The organism is Mycolicibacterium moriokaense, from assembly GCF_010726085.1.
In the GTDB taxonomy this organism is placed as follows: Bacteria; Actinomycetota; Actinomycetes; order Mycobacteriales; family Mycobacteriaceae; genus Mycobacterium; species Mycobacterium moriokaense.
The window spans coordinates 2,716,858-2,735,092 of sequence record NZ_AP022560.1 but is presented as its reverse complement, the minus strand read 5'-3'; the positions used below and the strand labels follow the sequence as shown (position 1 = coordinate 2,735,092).

Below are 18,235 nucleotides of genomic sequence, written 5' to 3'. Positions count from 1 at the left end.
CGCAATCGATATCGTCACGAGTAGAAGCCAGGGGACGGTGGGCTCCCGTTGAGCAGGTGGTCGCCGAGTTGTACGTGTTTGTAGTGCAACGGGTCGTGCAGGCTCAGCGTTCTGGCGTTACGCCAGAATCTGTCGAGCCCGTGTCTTGCGGCCGTCGACCGGGCGCCCGTGACTTCGAAGAGCCGACTGGAGACAGTGAGTGCGACGTCGCTAGCGTGCACACGCGCGGCGTTGACAGCCGATACCGCCTCCGCTCGTTCGCTCCACGACAATTGATCACCGCGTTGGCGTGCGGCCTCGACTGCCTGTGTCGCCCGATCCGTGAGCGACGTCGCCGACTGGACCTGCACCCACAGCTGTCCGAACCGTTCGAGGACGAGTGGATCTTCCACCGCGCTTTGATATTGCGATTCCACCCATGGGCGCCCCTTGCTGCGGGTGTAGTCGGCGGCTTCGTCGAGTGCACCGATGGCGATGCCGGTGAGAATCGAAGCGAACCCCGAGTACATGTACAGCACATCCAGACTGGCCGCCGGCGTGGACTTCTGGGCACCGTAGCCGTAGCCGATCACGTCCGTCGTGCCGACTGCGACGTCGGTCAGGGTGGCGCTTCCGCTGACAGTGAGGCGCTGGCCGACGTTGTCCCAGTCCTCGCCGAATGAGAGTCCGCGGGCCCCGCCCTCGATGTGGACTGTCGCGATCTGGCCCGAGACGTCTGCACCGGCAAGCCGGGTGCCCTCGTCGAAGACGACCCAGGCCAACAGGACATCCCCGAGTGCCGCGCCACTGGTGAACGGTTTGGTGCCGTTGAGTCGGAATCCGTCGCCGGTCTGCGTTGCCGATATCAGTGGTGGATACGCGGCTTGGGCAATGGTGCCGTGGAACAACTTGTGTTCTGCGATGCGGCGCGCCCGCTCCGTGCCGACAAATCCGTTCTCGCCGCGGGTACCGGCGAGGCTGCCGAAGTAGTGATACAGCAGCACGTGTGCAATGGATGGGTCCGCACTGGCGATCTCGCGGACCACCGCTGACACCGCTGTCCAGGAAGCGCCGCCGCCACCGAGCTCCGCCGGGATGAAGATGCCCAGCAGATCGGCGTCTCTGAGCCATCCGATCTCATCGACGGGCGTATCGCCTGCGCGGTCGCGCTCCGGCGCGGTGGCCTTGAGCTTCGCCGCCACCACGGCGGCGCTCGTCAGCCAATCCGCGGCGAGGTCGGACGACTGGTCATGCGACACGACAGCGGTCATGGGGCGACCGGCTCCTTTTCCCGTCGCGGCTCCGGGTCGTCGTCATCGGCACTGGCCGCGCTCGCGTCATCACGCTGATGTTGCAGCACCTCGACGATGCCCACCTCGGCGAGACGCTGCTGCTCGGCTTCCGACAGTGTCTGGATGGTGCCGATTCGATTGGCGACCTCAGGCCGGGTGCGCTTCAGGATCCAGTACCACGCGAGCCCTGCGAGCAGGATTGCGCCGAAGATGAACGGCAGGATGTTGAACGGGAATTCGGGCACCGGGTAGAAGTTGCTGAAGATGACGTATCCGAGGCCGACGGTCGCCCCGACCGACACCAACAGCCGCGCAGGTGTCAGCGCCTTGATCCGGTACAGCCATATCGGCGTTGCGATCACCACCAGCAGATAGCTGATGAGGAAGCCCCAGGTGGCGACGTATCCACCGTAGACGTCGAACACCAGCCGCCCGGCCGAGCTGAAGGTCGCCACCACCGAGAAGACAAGTGCCAGCAGCCCGATGAAAACCACACCGACCCAGGGGGTTTCATACTTTGGATGGACCTTGGTCAACGCACGCGGCAGTGCTCCCTCGTGCGCAAGGGTGAACAGCGACCGTGCGCCGGCGGTGGTTACCGCGGTGACGAACACGATGAATGCCACCGCGACAGCGGCACTGAGGACTTGGTTCACCCACGGCACGCCGACCACGTCCGCAAGCTGCGGCAGCACCGCCTTGTCGCCGTCGATGTCGTCGAAGAAGAGGATCTGTGGATACGTGGCGACGATGTAGAGGACTCCCAACAACAGGACCACCCGCAACAGCGATCGAGCGATGTTGCGGTGTGCGTCCTTGGCCTCTGCACCGAGCGATGCGACGCTCTCAAACCCCGCGTACGAACCCACAGCCGATACCGCCGCGATGAATGTCGCACTCACCGTGAGGTGCTTCGGGTTCCACTGTTCCCAATCGATGCTGAAGCCATACGTGATGTAGGCGCCGACGATGATCACCAGAATCGAGGTGATCGCGACCAGCTCGAAGATCAGTTCGCACTTCGCCGAAATAGACACGCCGCGGTACGGCAGATACACCGCTGCGGCCACGACGACGACCACGAGCAACAGCCTGAACCAATGATCCTCTGAACCCAGGCCGATCGAGGCGAGGAAAGAATCCAGATAAAGGACCCCGCCCAGCGTTCCTGTGGTGGCGAAGCCGATGTAGCCGATCAACAAACTGAACCCTGCAGCGTAAGCGAATCCAGGTCCGAGGCCGTTTCCGGTATATGTGCCCAACGAGCCACTGGAGACAGTGCGCTTGGCTTGGAAACTGATCGTGGCGGCAATGAGCACGACAATGGTCAGGCCGACCAAAACCGCCCAGGCCGCACCCTTTCCGGCGGCGACGAAGAGCGAGAACGGCACCACTGCGACCGCGACGCTGGGTGCGGCCGCCGCGAGGCCCTGCGCGAACACTCCCCAGAAGCCGACAGCATTGCGCTTCAGACCGATCTCCTGTGCCGAACCTAGTGCGCGACCCGAGAGCGCAACCTCCGGACGAATCGGTGTAGACATAAGAGGCCACCTCCTTGGCTCGAACTCTCGAGCCGCGCCGAGTTACCCGTGCGGCCGATTCAACTGGCGCACAGGTGATTAATGAGTTCGTTACTCAACAATCACGATGACGGAACACCGGTCATCTCGTGAGCTATCAAATCGACAGGATTCTATTTCGGCGAAACTGCGTGCCGGGGTGATCGTCGGGCAGCAGTGCCGAATCGCCGCCGAACAGGCGCTGGCGGAGAGTGGTCGACGTATCACCCTCTCGCGCGCGGCCGCGTCGCCGAAGCTCGGGCAGAACGTAATCCGCCACGTCGGCGAAGCTGCCCGGGGTCACGTGGTAGGCGATGTTGAACCCGTCCACTCCTGTGCGTTCCGCGTATGCCTCCAGCTCGTCCGCCACGGTGACAGGCGATCCGACGAACAGCTGGCCACCGAAACCACCCAGCCCACCGACGTAGTCACGCAGTGTGATTCGGTGCCGCGCGTCGGCATCATCGACGGCCGCGAGGATCGATCTGCTCGCATCGGTGTCGAACTGTTCGATGGGCCGGTCCACCCCGTACTGCGACCAGTCGACTCCGCTCAGGGCCGAGAGAAGTACCAAGCCGCCCTCGAGGTCGTGATACTTCGCGAGGTCATCGGCCTTGGCCTGAGCAGCCGAATCGGTGCTGTCGGTGACGATCTCGATCGAAGTGATGAATTTGACGGACTCTGGGCGTCGTCCGTGTGCGGCAGCACGACGTCGGACGTCATCGATGTTCGCCCGCAGCACATCCGGTCGCGGGTCACTGAGGAAGACAAGTTCGGCATTGCGAGCGGCGAACTCGCGGCCTGCGTCCGACGTTCCGGCCTGGAACAACACCGGGGTGCGCTGAGGTGACGGCTCAACGAGATGCGCACCCGGAACGGAGAAGTAGTGTCCCTCGTGGCCGATTGCATGGACCTTGGCGGCGTCGGTATAGACGCCGGCTGCGCGGTCCCGGACGACGGCATCGGTTTCCCACGAACCTTCCCACAGCTTGTAGGTGACCTCGACGAACTCCTGCGCGATGGCGTAACGCTCGTCGTGCGGAATCTGCCTGTCGCGTCCGATGATGTTGCGCGCCGCACTGTCGAGCAGCGATGTCACGATGTTCCACCCGATGCGGCCGCCGGTCAGATGGTCGAGCGTGCTGAACTTTCGCGCAAGCAGGTAAGGACTCTCGTAAGTGGTCGATACGGTGACTCCGAACCCGAGGTGGTCGGTCGCCGCCGCCATCGCCGAGACGGCGAGCAGCGGATCGGTGACCGGCGTCTGCACGCCACGGGTCAGCGCAGCAGTCGCGTCACCGCCGAACACGTCGAGCTGGCCCACGGCGTCCGCGATGAACAGTGCGTCGAAGCCGCCTGCGTCGAGCAGCTTGGCCAGGTCGACCCAGTACTTCAGATCGGTGTATTCGGAAGTGCGGTCGTGCGGATGGCGCCACAGGCCGAAGTTCCCGTGCGAAACGGTCGACATGGTGAATGCGCACAGCACGAATGGGTTCACGGTCATGCCGAAACGCGGTATCGATTGACCGGTGCGGCGAGCCCTAAGTGGTCCCGCAGCGTCCTACCCGTGTACTCATGCCGGAACAGACCGCGCTTGCGCAGCAATGGCACCACCTGCTCCACGAAATCGTCGAACTGCCCGGGCAACCCCGAATCCTGCAGCACGAAACCGTCCGCCGCCCGACCATCGAACCAGTCTTCGATGACATCCGCGAGGTGTTCGGGCGTCCCGACGACGCTTGCACCCCAACCATTCACGGTGCGGTACAGGAATTCGCGCACAGTCGGATTGCCCTCCTTAGCCAGGGCCCGGTAGCCGGCAAGCGCGGTTTGATGCGTCTGCGTGGTCTCCGGGAACGCGGAGTCCGGTACCGGGCCGTCCAGATCCGCGCCGGTGACATCAACGTCGACTTCGAGCAGCCAGCCGGCTTGGTACTCCGGGCTGAAGCATTCATATGCGGTGCGCTCGTTCCGGTGCGCTTCCTCCTCCGTCGAACCGACGATGAAGCGCAGCGATGGCGTGATGAGAGGCGCCACTCGTCCAAGCCGTTCGGCCTCGTCGTGGATCTGGCGGTAGAACTGTTGAGCGCGTTCACGATTGCCTTGTCCAGTGAAGATCACCTCGGCATGGCGGGCGGCGAAAGCCCTGCCGGTAGCCGACGATCCGGCCTGAAAGATCACTGGTTGCCCCTGCGCCGACCGCGAAGCCCCGAGCGGTCCGGTGACGTCGAAGTAGCGGCCGTGATGGTTGGGCACATGAATCTTGGTTATGTCGTGGAAGATTCCGTTGACCCGGTCCTCGATGATCGTGTCGTCGTCCCAGGAGTCCCATAGCTTCTTGACGACGTCGATGGCCTCTTCCGCTATCGCGTACCGCTCATCGTGGTCCACTACACCGGCGGCGCTGAAGTTGTCGGCCGCGGCGCGCGCGAAACTCGTCACCAGATTCCACCCTGCACGGCCACCGCTGAGGTGGTCGAGTGAGAGGAGTTGGCGCGCGAGGTGATAAGGCTGCTGCAACGTCGCCGAACCGGTGACAACCAGACCGATGCGCTCGGTGACTGAGGAGAGCGCCGCCGTCGTGGTCAGGGGCTCGAAGTCTTCCGGCGTTTTGTACGGCCACGTCGCAGACGGGCCGAAATTGAGGCCATCGGCGAAGAACACCGCGTCAAACGCACCGGCCTCGGCCGCCTGTGCACGGCTGATCAGTCCGCGACGAACCCCTGCGGTGCTGTTGTCGATGTCAGGATGACGCCACGGGCCAGCCGAGCGCGTGTTTCCGAACGCCAGCAGGTGCAGTTGCCGCGTCACGGCACCGCCTGTTGCGTCACTGACGGCTGCAATGTGCCTGCGGGATCGCCGTCCGCTTCATGAGAGAACACCAGACCGCCGAGAGCGATGATGACGACCCCGAGAAGCAGCACCACCCACGGCCAACTGCCGACAGGCTGCAACCAAGGAACGACCCCGCCTTCGGGAGAGGTCAACTCCACGTACTCGCTCACGCCTGCAGGCTAGGCGCGAACGCTCATCATGGAAGTCGCACCGCGGCGCGTGGTAGGCGAGACCGCAGGACGGCGATCGTGTTCCCTTTGAATCAGATTGGTCGCAACCGCGTGAAATCGCGGTAGTCCGTTAAAACCGCGCAGATTCTAAACAGGTCAGGTGATCCCAGCCCATCCGGCGGCAGCCGGACCTTGCCGCAGCGGACTACACTGGGATACTGGCGCTGCCGCTGGTTGAACCCCTCGGCGTAACACCGCACCGCGCCGAATGGGGACTCGTGGATCGATCGTCAGTACCTCGTCGGATCGCCGTCATCGGCGGAGGTTTCAGCGGGTCCATGAGCGCAGTGAACCTCGCACGACTGACCGACCATCCGCTGCACATCACCGTCATCAGCGACGAACCCTCGGTGGGACGCGGGGTCGCGTACCGTCTCCGGCGTCCGGAATACCTGCTCAACGTCGCGGCGCGGAACATGTCGGCGTTCCCCCACGAGCCCGATCATTTCCTTCAATGGCTGCGGACGCGATCTGAATTCGAGTCGGCCTCCGAGATCGACCTCCGCGAGCGCTTCGTGCCGCGCCAGATCTACGGCGACTACGTGCGGTCCATCGTCCAACATCATTTGCAAAGCCCCGGTGAGATGGCACCCGCATCGGCCGAGTTCGTCATCGGCTCGGCGGTCGACGTGGAACCAAGCGAATCCGGTTGTCTCGTGCGCCTCGCCGACGGATCGACGCTGAGTGCCGATCGCGTCGTGCTGGCCACCGGCAATGAGCCACCCGCGGCGCTGCCCGGAACCGAGAGTCTTTCCGAACATCCGGCCTGGGTCGGTAATCCGTGGCAGTCGTGGGAGGAACGTCTCCCGCCATACCACGGCAGCATCGTCATCCTGGGGACCGGCCTCACCGCGGTCGATGCGATCCTCACCCTTCGCGCCAAGGGATGGCTCGGCACCATCCACGCGGTGTCGCGTCACGGATGGTTCCCGCATTCGCATTTCCGCGGCATCAGGTATCCGGATTTTCCGCCGCCAGGGGTCGACGTCGCGACGCTGGGACTCGACAAGCTGCTGGCGCTCATCGAGGAGCACTGCGCAATCCTGCACGCGCGCAACGCCAATCCCGCGATCATCGTCGACAAGTTGCGGCCCCACACCCAACGCATCTGGAGCGGTTTCAGCCACGACGAACGTCTGACCTTTGCGAAGAAGCACGCGGCGCGGTGGAATGTGTTCCGCCATCGGATCGCTCCGGACATCTACTCACAGATCACCAGCGCACAACTCACCGGGCAACTGCGCGTTCATGCGGACACCATCGAGAAGTTGCGGGCATCCGCCGACAGGATCGTCGTCGACCTCGCCGGCGGTGCATCGCTTGAGGGCGACCTGGTACTCAATGCGACGGGTCCATCCACGAAATTCACTGCGACCCAATCGGTATTGCTGCAGAACCTGCTTCGGCGAGGTGCGATCGCCCCGGATTCCACCGACATGGGAATCCACGTGGACTCCGATCACACCGTGTTGACCGCGACCGGCGAGAGATCGCCCTGGCTGCTCGCCTTGGGCCCGATGCTTCGGGGCACGTATTGGGAGACCATCGCGGTTCCGGAGTTGCGCGTGCAGGCCAGACACGTCGCAGAGACGTTGCTCGGCAGCACGCACACCGAGGAGCCGGAAGGCCAGCTTCAGCTGGAATACATGATCTGACTGGTTGGTTCGCTCCGGTCAGAGCTACTTTTTGGTGACGTTGGCGACCACGTCGTTCACGATGGTCGCCGCTTCGTCGCCGATGTCGTAGCTGCACGCCCACACCTCGACGGTGATGTTGGAGACCGGCGAGAGGGCGTGCTGGCATCCCCACCCGTCCGCGTCGGATTGGATCGTGAGCTGGGTGATCAGATTGTCCTTTGCGGTGACCTCACCGAGTTCCCAGTCGTAGGTGTTGCCGCCGTCGTCCACCGAAACCGTGTAGTTGGCGCACGACTCCCATATCGCCTTGGACTTGTCGAAGAAGTTCAGCGCCTTGTCGGCCGATGGGTACAACACGAGGGTCTGTTCCACCCAGTGGTCGTTGTCATCGCCTTCTTCGCGCGCGATCTGGTCCAGCACCGCCTTCCAGCCGCTGCCGGCGTACACGGGTTCCTCGGCTCCGTAGACCGCGCCGAGGCACTCCGGCTCCGAGACCTGGTCCGAATGGTCGGTCATGTCTTCCAGTTCGCTGGTGACCTCCATGGTCCTCGCACCCATGATGGTGTTGACCTCACCGATCGTCAGCACCACGTCCTCGAGCTTCGACTCGTCCAGCGGAGCCACGTCGGCGCCCGGGTTCTGGGCCCGCGTCGCCGTGCCCGAGACGGTGGTCACACAGCCGGTGAGCAGGACGGATGCCGCGATCACGGCGAATCCGGCGGATACCCGGGTGGCTGTACCGATATTGGTCACCGCGTTATTGTGACCGACTTCCGGCCGATGCGTGCGCCACCCGACAATTCGGGGGCCAAGGCGTTACGCGGCGCCGACCTTCTCCAGCATCAGGCTCGCCACGCTCGCAGCCCCGTCCGGGCCGCTGAGACCGTTGGCGTCGGTAACCTCCACGTCCACAACACAATCCGCGGCCACCCCGAGCGCCCGCTGGGTCATCGAACCCGCGTCGTGCATGACCATCGCCGACACCATCCGGCCATCGACGGACACGTCGGTGACCCTGCTGGTTTCCTGCGCACCATGTCCGGCTTGGTCCAACACCAGCGTCTGTCCGTTGCAGCGGTGCCACCTTTCGGCCGCGGTGGCGAAGAACGCCTGCGCATCAGCCTCGGAGGCGAACTGCACGACGCCGAAGAACCCGGACACCGGTGGTTTGTCGAACGTTCCGCCCGCCCACGACTGACTCGCCACCCGCTGCACCGGACCTGCCTGGTAGACCACTCGCTGCAGCCGGTAGGCGGGGCTGACGCACTCGGCGGGGGTCGCGTCCGCTTCTCCCACGCTAGCCAGCAGCACGTCGGGGCCGCCCTGGACGCGTTGACTCATCATGCCGTTGGGGCCGAGGACGGCCAGTTCGTCGTGCGTGGGCAGGATCTCGTCCAGCGCCCTGGCCGGCGACGGTTGGACGGCTTCGGCGATGCGCACCGTCGGCCGCGCATCCTGAGTCGGTGCGCCGCACGCCGCAAGGACGACGCACGCGCTCAACGCACCCACTGTGCGAGCCGTTGAGCGCATCATTTTCAAGTACCTACTTCTTCGTCTTGTCCGCCGGGGCATCGGTGGACAGCGCCGCGACGAAGGCCTCCTGAGGCACCTCGACCCGACCTATGGTCTTCATTCGCTTCTTGCCCTCTTTTTGTTTCTCGAGCAGCTTGCGCTTGCGCGTGATGTCACCGCCGTAGCACTTCGATAGCACGTCTTTGCGGATCGCGCGGATGTTTTCGCGAGCAATGATCTTCGAGCCGATCGCCGCCTGGACCGGAACTTCGAACTGCTGACGCGGAATCAGCTCCTTGAGTTTGGTCGTCATCTTGTTGCCGTACGCGTAGGCGGAATCCTTGTGCACGATGGCGCTGAACGCGTCGACGGCCTCGCCCTGCAACAGAATGTCGACCTTCACCAGAGCCGCTTCCTGTTCGCCTGCCTCCTCGTAGTCGAGGCTCGCGTAGCCGCGGGTGCGCGACTTCAGCGCGTCGAAGAAGTCAAAGATGATCTCCCCCAACGGCATTGTGTACCGCAGCTCGACCCGCTCCGGCGAAAGGTAGTCCATGCCGCCGAGCTCGCCCCGCCGCGACTGGCACAGCTCCATGATCGTGCCGATGAACTCGCTCGGCGCGATGATGGTCGTCTTGACGATGGGCTCGTACACGGTGCGTACCTTGCCCTCGGGCCAGTCCGACGGGTTGGTGACGACGATTTCCGTGCCGTCCTCCTGCACAACGCGATACACGACGTTGGGTGACGTCGATATCAAATCGAGACCAAACTCGCGCTCGAGGCGCTCGCGGGTGATCTCCATGTGCAGCAGGCCGAGAAAGCCGCTGCGGAACCCGAAACCGAGGGCTACCGACGTCTCCGGCTCGTACGTCAGGGCGGCGTCGTTGAGCTGTAGCTTCTCCAGCGCGTCACGCAGGTCCGGGTAGTCCGAACCGTCCACCGGATACAGCCCGGAGTAGACCATCGGCCGCGGTTCCCGATACCCGGTCAGCGGTTCGGTCGCACCGTTGCGCGCGCTCGTGACGGTGTCACCCACCTTGGACTGGCGCACGTCCTTCACGCCGGTGATCAGGTAGCCGACCTCCCCCACGCCGAGGCCGTCGGACGCCTTGGGCTCCGGGGAGACGATGCCCACTTCCAGCAGCTCGTGGGTGGCCCCGGTGGACATCATCTTGATGCGTTCGCGCGGGATGATCTTGCCGTCGACCACGCGCACGTAGGTCACCACACCGCGATAGGTGTCGTACACCGAGTCGAAGATCATCGCCCGCGCTGGGGCGTCGGCATCGCCGGTGGGCGGGGGCACCTCACGGACGACGTGATCGAGCAGGTCAGCGACCCCTTCACCGGTCTTCCCCGATACCCGCAGCACGTCGGAGGGCTCACAGCCGATGATGTGGGCGATCTCGCCGGCGTAGCGGTCCGGGTCGGCGGCGGGCAGGTCGATCTTGTTGAGCACCGGGATGATGTGCAGGTCCCGGTCCAGCGCCAGGTACAGGTTGGCCAGCGTCTGCGCCTCGATGCCCTGCGCGGCGTCCACCAGCAGCACCGCACCCTCGCAGGCCTCCAGCGCCCGGGACACCTCGTAGGTGAAGTCGACGTGGCCGGGGGTGTCGATCAGGTGGAGAACATAATCGACACCGTTCACCTTCCAGGGCAGCCGGACGTTCTGCGCCTTGATGGTGATACCGCGCTCACGCTCGATGTCCATCCGGTCCAGGTACTGGGCGCGCATATCCCGTTCGGCGACCACACCGGTGAGTTGCAGCATCCGGTCGGCCAGCGTCGACTTACCGTGGTCGATATGGGCGATGATGCAGAAGTTCCGAATCTGCGCCGGCGCGGTGAAGGTCTTGTCCGCGAAACTGCTGATGGGAATCTCCTGGTGAGCGGTGTGATGGGCAGTACCAGGGTATCTAGCCGGGGCCCCGTCGACACAATCGCGGCAACCGGGCTTCGCCTAAGCTCGGGGATATGGCTCCGCCGTGGAAGACCTTCCAGAGGTTTGCGGAGAACCTGGTGTTCAACGAGGCGCCGAAGTTCATCCGCCAACAGCTGCAGTCCGAGACCGTCACACGCGGTATCCAGCAGGGCATCAGGCTCGGCATCGACGCCATCGTGGGCGCTTCGGACGAGGGGCCCCGCGCGATCACCGCGGGCCGTCCGGTGAGCCAGAACTTCGTCCCGACCGCCCACCGGGCCCGCAAGGTGGTCTACGCCCCCGACCTCGACGGCCGCGCCGACCCGGGCGAGATCGTGTGGACGTGGGTGGTCTACGAGGACGACCCGTCGAAGGGCAAGGACCGGCCGGTGCTGGTCGTTGGGCGCGACCGGGCCACCCTGCTCGGCCTGATGCTGTCCAGCCAGGACCACCACCGCGACGACCCCAACTGGGTGAGCATCGGCAGCGGGACCTGGGACTACGAAGGCAGGGCCAGCTGGGTGCGGCTGGACCGCGTGCTGGACGTGCCCGAGGAGGGCATCCGCCGCGAGGGCGCGATCCTGTCGCGCGAGACGTTCGAGGTGGTCGCCGCGCGGCTGCGCGCCGAGTACTCCTGGAGCTGACTTCCTCCCGCGAGCTGGGCCCACACCGTAGGTAAGGGAACGTGAACTCCCCCATTTCCGCGGCGTGTCGGGGGTATTAGCGTCTGCTCGCGGGGAGAAATGATCACCGTCGCAGGTAGACCGAACACGCCGAGAACCTGCAGTCGAACAACCGGACGAAACTGGGCAGGTCACGACGCACGGCCGCACCCGCGGCGGTGTTCCGCCCGACGAAGAGCAGCCGCACGTTGTCGTCGTGTACGAGACGGTCGGCAGCCTCGGCCGTCACGTCGTCGGGGATGCGTGCGGCGCTGCGGGACAGATCGGGCGGCCAGGCGTAGTACGGCAGCTCGAGCGTGTGGTCGAACAGCGTGATCTCGCCCGGGCCCACCTGCTCGACCGCGTCGATGAACTTCGTCGGCGGGCCTTCGGCCCCGACGGCTCGGCGGCGCTCGTCGTCGGTCATGCCGAAGTAGTCGCGCAGCGGGGGGCCCTCGCCGGTCAGCCCGGGATAGGCGACGTAGAGGCTGTGCGCGGCGACGAGTGCGACCAGGCCGAACACCGCGACACGCGCCGCTCGGCCGATACGCCGGTGGTCGAGCGCGGGCGCCGCGAAGGCCAGCACCAGTGCCGCGAACGGCAGGACGAAACGCGCCACCGCGGGGTCGGGCGTGGCGAGCGTCGAGGAGAAGACGAGCGCGACCAGTACCGAGCGGGTTCGGGCCGCGCGGAACAGCGCGACCGGCAGTGCTGCCAGAAACAGCAGACCGAGACCTCCGACACGCATGTCGAACGCCGGCACCGGAGGCCAGATCGTCGTCCACGAGGTGACGACGCGTTCGATGAGGTTGCCGCTCGCGCGCGGCGCGCCCGCCCCCGACGCCAGGAGTTCCGACATCGGATACCGGCCGGGCAGGTGAATCGGACCGACGTCGATCCGCACCGGCCACACCGGATTACCTTGTCGCACAATGTTGGTCACGTAGGTTTCGCCGCCGAGCACCAGCACGAGCAGTCCCGCGACGCCAAGCGTGCGCCATGAAGCAGCCCGCCACGCAACCACGACCAGTGCGGCGAACACGATGAGGGCCGCCACGGGTGTGCTCGGTTTCGAACCCACGAACAGACCGAGCGCGGTCGCCGCGAGGAGCATTCTGGTGCGGTCGACGGGCCCTAGCACGAACGCGATCGCGGTGAGCAACAGCGCCGCCGACGCGACGTCGACGTAGTTCGTCGGCAGTTGCAGAAACACCGCGGGCAGGGTCAGCCACGCCGCACCGGCCGCCGTCGCAGTAGCTGGCCGCGCCCCTTGCCCACGAGCGATCACCGCAATCGCCAGACCGCCGAGCAACCCGAACGGCAGATGACCGAGTTCGACCAGCCGGTCGTCGGGAAGCAGGGCGCGCCAGGCGACGAAGACGTTTTCGACGTTGTGCGGATAGGTGGATACGTAGGGAACATCGACGGGGACGTCGGCCAAAGTGCCGTGCTGCAGCGTGAAGTTCACGTACGGCAGGTGATAGCCCAAGGCATCGAACTGCCAGACCGGCAACAGGTAGGCCGCCATCGTCGCGATCGCCAGCCCGCCCCCGGCGACCAGCAGCACCGGCACCGTTTCGACGCTCACCGGCGGCCGCACCCGCAGCCACGGCAACCCCCGGATGTACACCGCCGCAACAACAGTCGCGGATACCACGACACCCGCACCGAGCACTACCGTCGTCGACAACGCCCCAATCGCGCCCAGGACCCGCACCCCGACAACCACGGCGCCCACGGTCAACAGCGCACCGCCCAGCAGCCGCTCACCTGCCGATGCTTTGGACGGAAACAGCAGCGCACCGAACCCGATCGTCGTGACGGCGCCCGACAGCACGGCGATCGACAGCACCGCCCACACCGTCATGACACCTGCTCGACGGTCATTCGTCCGAACCCTCCGCCACCGATCTTGAATGAATACAATCTCACGTGTTGTCTGAACAGCTCGCCTCCGCACTGCGTCGCTACTCATCAAGGCTCTCGCCGCCGCCGACGCCTGCCGTCAGCGTGCTGATCAACCTTGCGGTGCTTGCGGCTTGGGTGGCGCTGTTCCTCAACGCCTTCGGCAGGGGCGGGCTGTTCGCGTGGTCGGTCGGGGTGGCCTATCTCGCCTACGACACGCTGTTGGTCGCCTTCACGGCCTGGCAGATCCGCAATATCACCTCAGCGCGCGACAGCCCTCGCGAGACGGCCGTGCGTCTCAGCCTGTCGGTGCTGGTTGCCGTACACAACGAAGCGGCCGTGCTGCCCGCGACGGTGAAGGCGCTACTCGGCCAGGACGATCCACCCAACGAGATCGTCATCGCCGACGACGGTTCCACCGACGACACCGCCGACGTACTCCGCGCTGAGTTCGGACTGTTGCAACCGAATGTCGGCGCGAAGGCGACCGTGACGCGCGGGACGACGTCGATCGTCTGGCTCCGACTGCCCCGCGGAGGAAAAGCCCACGCCCTCAACGCGGCTCTCACCGCGACCGATACCGCCATCATCATCACCGTGGACGGCGACACACTCCTCGAAAGGCCGGCCATCGGCGTTGTGCGTCAAGCATTCTCGGCCGACCCGGACCTGGCCGGCGTAACGGGCATCATCACACCGGTGTGCCGGCCCACGGTCGTCGGGCGGATATGGCAGTTCTTCCAGACCTATGAATATGTCCGCAACTTCCTCGGCCGCTATGCCTTCATGCGCATCGAGTGCCTGCAACTGATATCCGGTGCGTTCGCCGGCTTTCGGCGCGACCACGTCATCGACCTCGGCGGCTTCGACGACGTCTGCATGGTCGAGGATTACGAACTGGTGCACCGGCTACGTCGGTACGCGGGCGAACACGGACTGCCGTGGAAATTCGAGGTTCTGGGCGGCGCGCAGGCCCGCACCGAGGCGCCGGGGTCGGCTGCGGCCTTCCTGCGGCAGCGACGACGGTGGTTCGGCGGATTCCTGCAGACGCAGTGGTGGTATCGCGCGATGACGGGCGACCGACGCATGGGTCGGTTGGGCACCGTGATGCTCCCCGTCAAAGCCGTCGACACCCTTGCGCCGATCTTCGGGCTCATGGCCCTCGGCCTGCTGATCGGGTACGCGGCGACAAGGCAAACCGACATCCTCGGTCCGGTACTTCTCGTCGTCGCGGGAAAGCTCGCCATCGACGTGGTTTTCGGCGTATGGGCCATGCGCCGCTACCGACGGTGGGTCGGCGATCCGAACCGCGGAAGCCTTGTCGGCATCGCGGCGATGACGATCGTCGAGCCGGTGACGTTCCGCCTGATGCTGCAATGCGGCGCGGTTTTGGGGTGGATCGCCTTCCTCGGCGGCGGGCAGCGCTGGGGGCGTCAACACCGGTTCGGGCTGCGAGGTTCCCACAGCGCGCCAGACGGCTAGCCCGACCGCGGCTCCCGCCACATCGGCCACATCGAGGGCCCACCATCCGGCAACTCGATCTCCCCCAACACCTCGAATCCGAATCGCAGATAGTAAGACTCGTTGCGCGGGTTGCTGTTCTCCAGATACGCAGGCACACCTTCGGCGTCGCAGCGGTCCAGGCGCGAACGCATCAGCGCCTGCCCGAAACCCGCACCGCGCACGGACGGGTCGCTGCCGATCACCATCAGATACCAATGCGGTTCCTCGGGATGGTGCTCTTCCATCAGCTCCATCACCTGCATGCTCGCCTGGGCCCGCGAGCGAAACGCCCACAGCATCACGGGCATCATCGCGAGCTGTTCAAACCAGCCCGCCTTGCGCTGACCCGGCGGATCCCACAGCGTGGCGCCACCAAGCGTGCCGTCGCGTCGGGCCACTTCCGACCCTGCGCGGGGCAGGAAATGATGGCGGGCAAGACCGGCGAAGGCTCGCGTCAGCGCCTTGAGCCGGGTCCGGTCGTCGGGCAGCATCCACGACATCACCGGATCGTCGTAGAACGCGCGGGCCAGCACCGTCGACACGTCGGCCACGTGGTGCCGCTGGGCGGGCTCGACCGCGATGTCAGCCACGGGTGATGTAGGCCTGCAGCTGCTCCTGCTGCGCTTCGAGCTCCTCCATCCGCGTCTTCACGACGTCGCCGATGCTCACGATCCCGGCGAGCCTGCCGTTCTCCATGACGGGGATGTGCCGGACCCGCTTGGTCGTCATCAGCGCGCTGAGGCTGTCGACGGTGTCGTTCGGACCGCACGTCGCCACGAACGAGGTCATGATCTCCGACACCGGCGCCCGCAGCAGCTCAGCCCCGCGCTTCTGCAGGGCCCGCACGACATCCCGCTCGGAGACGATGCCGACCACACCGTCGGGCGAAACCACCACCATCGCCCCGATGTTGTGCACGGAAAGCTCGGTGAGCAGCCCGGATACCGAAGTCTCCGGGGTGATGGTCGCCACCGACGCACCCTTGCTCCGCAATACGTCCGCGATCCGCATCGTTGCCTCCGCTCGTGACCTGCCTCACATCAGGCTAAGTCCGCGTGGCGCTGCGCGAAAGGTTTTGGCATCGGTGTCCCAAAAAACGCTGAAAGTCCCCTGTGTAGGAATAGAACGGTTGTATTCGCCGCTGCACCTGCTTGTCTCTCGCTTGTCATTCGACCGTCGACGTGAACGGAGAACCATGACGACCCCGCACTCTGCACCCACCGTCACTCTGGGTGACGAATTGGAGGTCAGTGCAATCGGTTTCGGCGCGATGGCGCTGACTCCGGTCTATGGCGAGGTGGATGACGCCGAGTCGCTGGCGACGTTGCATCGCTGCCTCGACCTCGGTGTCACCTTCATCGACACCGCCAATATCTACGGCAACGGCAACAACGAACTGTTGATCTCCCAACTTCTGGCCGATCGTCGCGATGAGGTGACGCTGGCGAGCAAGTTCGGCATCGTCGGCAATCCGGCCGATCGCGCAGCGGGCCAGCTCGTCGCGCGCGGCGACGCCGCCTATGTCCGCCAGTGCATCGACGAGAGCCTGCAGCGGCTGCAGACGGAGGTCGTCGACCTCTACTACATGCACCGACGCGACACGAGCGTGCCGATCGAGGAGACGGTCGGCGCCATGGCCGAATTGGTGACCGCCGGCAAGGTCCGCTACCTCGGATTATCGGAGGTGACGGCCGATGAGCTGCGGGCCGCCGTCGCGGTGCACCCGATCGCAGCAGTACAGAGCGAGTGGTCGATCTGGAGCCGTGACGTCGAGGTCAACGTCGTACCCGCGGCCGCCGAACTCGGTGTCGGGTTCGTTCCGTACTCGCCGCTGGGCCGTGGCTTCCTCACCGGAACCATCAGCGCCGTCGACGACCTGCCTGCCACCGACTTCCGCCGAAAGATGCCCCGGTTCAGCGACGACGCGTTCGACTCCAACCTGGCGGTCGTCGAGCTCGTGAAATCGGTCGCTGAACAACAGGGCGCGACACCGGCACAGGTGGCGCTGACCTGGCTGCGGTACCGCGCCAAAACCCTGGGAGTGACGGCCGTGCCGATCCCCGGTACCCGCCGGGCGGCCCGCGTCGAAGAGAACCTCGGCTCGCTGTCGGTGACGTTGACACCGCAACAGATCGAGGCGTTGGATGCCGCGGCGGACAAAGTGACGGGCCAACGCTTCGCCAACCTGGGGTGGGTGTCCGCCGGCCGCGAATAAGCGCCGTCGGCCTCGCCGTGTTGGTGTACCTGGTCCGGTGATTCAGGTATATCTAGCCCCATGATTGAGGTCACGCTCCTAGGTACTGGAAGCCCTATCCCCGATGCGAACCGGGCGGGCCCGTCCACCCTGGTGCGTGCCGGCGGTCAGACATTCCTGGTTGACTGCGGCCGGGGTGTGCAGCAACGGCTGACGGCCGTGGGAAGCAGCGCGGGCGCGCTGACGGCACTGCTGTTGACGCATCTGCACAGTGACCACATCGCCGATCTGGGCGACCTGATCATCACCCGCTGGGTTTCCAATTTCACGCCCGAGCCGTCCCCGCTGCTGATCATCGGTCCTCCGGGCACCGCCGAGGTCGTCGACGCCACACTCAAGGCGTTCGGGTTCGACATCGGGTACCGCATCGCTCATCACGCGGACCTCAACTCGCCGCCGCCGGTGGAGGTGCGCGAATACACCGACGGTCCGGTGTGGGATCAGGACGACGTACAGATTCGGGTGGCACCGACCGATCACCGTCCGGTGGCTCCCACCATCGGTTTTCGTGTCGAGCACAACGGCGCGTCCGTCGTACTGGCCGGCGATACCGTGCCGTGCGAAAGCCTCGACGCCCTGGCCTCCGGCGCAGGTGCGTTGGTGCACACGGTGATTCGCAAAGATCTGATCGACGCCATGCCGATGCAGCGCATTCGCGACATCTGCGACTACCACTCGTCGGTCGAGGAAGCGGCCGCCACCGCGGCGCGGGCCGGGGTGGGCATCCTGATCCTCACCCACTACGTGCCCGCCATCGCGCCCGGTCAGGAAGACGAGTGGCGCGCGTTGGCCGCCACTGCGTTTGATCGGCAGATCGAGGTGGGCGACGACCTGCACCGCGTCGAGGTCCACCCCGGGGTGTGCGCCAAACCCAGCAGCTAGTCCAGCTTCCTCAGCCGCCGAATCTGAACCTATGCCGCCGTTCCCCCGGAAATCCCGGCCATAA

The 18,235-nt window shown here is 65.4% G+C and carries 15 protein-coding genes and 1 pseudogene; 5 read left to right on the top strand and 11 right to left on the bottom strand.

The features are described 5' to 3' along the window. Positions 1-14 precede the first annotated feature (14 nt). From G6N43_RS13380 to G6N43_RS13360, 5 genes are all read right to left on the bottom strand, one after another. A complete protein-coding gene (locus G6N43_RS13380; RefSeq protein ID WP_083150083.1) occupies positions 15-1,250 on the bottom strand; it encodes an acyl-CoA dehydrogenase family protein in 1,236 nt (411 codons plus the stop codon). After that, a complete protein-coding gene (locus G6N43_RS13375; RefSeq protein ID WP_083150084.1) occupies positions 1,247-2,812 on the bottom strand; it encodes an APC family permease in 1,566 nt (521 codons plus the stop codon). Before G6N43_RS13375 ends, G6N43_RS13380 begins: the two co-directional genes overlap by 4 nt. A gap of 136 nt (positions 2,813-2,948) precedes the next feature. Continuing rightward, positions 2,949-4,334, bottom strand: coding sequence for an LLM class flavin-dependent oxidoreductase (locus G6N43_RS13370; RefSeq protein WP_110810313.1), 1,386 nt, complete (start codon positions 4,332-4,334; stop codon positions 2,949-2,951). Continuing rightward, entirely contained in the window at positions 4,331-5,641 is a 1,311-nt protein-coding gene (locus G6N43_RS13365; RefSeq protein WP_083150085.1) for an NtaA/DmoA family FMN-dependent monooxygenase, read from the bottom strand. Before G6N43_RS13365 ends, G6N43_RS13370 begins: the two co-directional genes overlap by 4 nt. Continuing rightward, positions 5,638-5,835 carry a hypothetical protein gene (locus G6N43_RS13360; protein WP_133056542.1) on the bottom strand — a complete coding sequence of 66 codons (198 nt, stop codon included), beginning with the start codon at positions 5,833-5,835 and terminating at the stop codon, positions 5,638-5,640. The genes G6N43_RS13365 and G6N43_RS13360 overlap by 4 nt, the downstream gene beginning before the upstream one ends. 338 nt (positions 5,836-6,173) lie before the next feature. On the opposite strand from G6N43_RS13360, the gene G6N43_RS13355 reads away from it, so the two are divergent. Further along, positions 6,174-7,550 (top strand): FAD/NAD(P)-binding protein, encoded by a 1,377-nt coding sequence (locus G6N43_RS13355; protein ID WP_234810027.1) that lies wholly within the window; start codon positions 6,174-6,176, stop codon positions 7,548-7,550. A gap of 24 nt (positions 7,551-7,574) precedes the next feature. Here the strand turns inward: G6N43_RS13355 and G6N43_RS13350 are convergent, their stop codons facing one another. The 3 genes and pseudogenes from G6N43_RS13350 to lepA form a co-directional block, all read right to left on the bottom strand. After that, positions 7,575-8,285: a sensor domain-containing protein gene (locus G6N43_RS13350; RefSeq protein ID WP_083150087.1), complete on the bottom strand. Its 711-nt coding sequence runs from the start codon at positions 8,283-8,285 to the stop codon at positions 7,575-7,577. 63 nt (positions 8,286-8,348) lie between these two features. Continuing rightward, the gene (locus G6N43_RS13345; RefSeq protein ID WP_083150239.1) at positions 8,349-9,062 is read right to left on the bottom strand and encodes a sensor domain-containing protein; all 714 of its coding nucleotides are present in this window, start codon (positions 9,060-9,062) and stop codon (positions 8,349-8,351) included. Positions 9,063-9,075: 13 nt separating this feature from the next. Further along, positions 9,076-11,018, bottom strand: a pseudogene (gene lepA / locus G6N43_RS13340) (translation elongation factor 4). On the opposite strand from lepA, the gene G6N43_RS13335 reads away from it, so the two are divergent. Next, on the top strand, positions 11,019-11,609 hold the full coding sequence (locus tag G6N43_RS13335) for a type II toxin-antitoxin system PemK/MazF family toxin (RefSeq protein ID WP_083150089.1): 591 nt from the start codon (positions 11,019-11,021) through the stop codon (positions 11,607-11,609). It begins immediately after the preceding pseudogene. A gap of 103 nt (positions 11,610-11,712) precedes the next feature. On the opposite strand, the gene G6N43_RS13330 is transcribed toward G6N43_RS13335, so the two are convergent. Beyond that, a complete protein-coding gene (locus G6N43_RS13330) occupies positions 11,713-13,494 on the bottom strand; it encodes a hypothetical protein (RefSeq protein ID WP_083150090.1) in 1,782 nt (593 codons plus the stop codon). A 68-nt stretch (positions 13,495-13,562) separates the two neighbouring features. Here G6N43_RS13330 and G6N43_RS13325 point away from each other — a divergent pair, with 68 nt between their 5' ends. Continuing rightward, positions 13,563-15,014 (top strand): glycosyltransferase family 2 protein, encoded by a 1,452-nt coding sequence (locus G6N43_RS13325; RefSeq protein ID WP_234810028.1) that lies wholly within the window; start codon positions 13,563-13,565, stop codon positions 15,012-15,014. Here the strand turns inward: G6N43_RS13325 and G6N43_RS13320 are convergent. Next, positions 15,011-15,625, bottom strand: a complete 615-nt coding sequence (locus tag G6N43_RS13320; RefSeq protein WP_083150091.1) for a GNAT family N-acetyltransferase — start codon at positions 15,623-15,625, stop codon at positions 15,011-15,013. The two genes, G6N43_RS13325 and G6N43_RS13320, sit on opposite strands and share 4 nt — an antisense overlap. Next, a complete protein-coding gene (locus G6N43_RS13315) occupies positions 15,618-16,046 on the bottom strand; it encodes a CBS domain-containing protein (protein ID WP_083150092.1) in 429 nt (142 codons plus the stop codon). Before G6N43_RS13315 ends, G6N43_RS13320 begins: the two co-directional genes overlap by 8 nt. Before the next feature lie 184 nt (positions 16,047-16,230). On the opposite strand from G6N43_RS13315, the gene G6N43_RS13310 reads away from it, so the two are divergent. Beyond that, on the top strand, positions 16,231-17,250 hold the full coding sequence (locus tag G6N43_RS13310; RefSeq protein ID WP_083150093.1) for an aldo/keto reductase: 1,020 nt from the start codon (positions 16,231-16,233) through the stop codon (positions 17,248-17,250). 60 nt (positions 17,251-17,310) lie between these two features. Then, complete coding sequence (locus G6N43_RS13305; protein ID WP_083150094.1) at positions 17,311-18,171, top strand: ribonuclease Z; 861 nt, start codon at positions 17,311-17,313, stop codon at positions 18,169-18,171. The last annotated feature ends 64 nt before the right edge of the window (positions 18,172-18,235 follow it).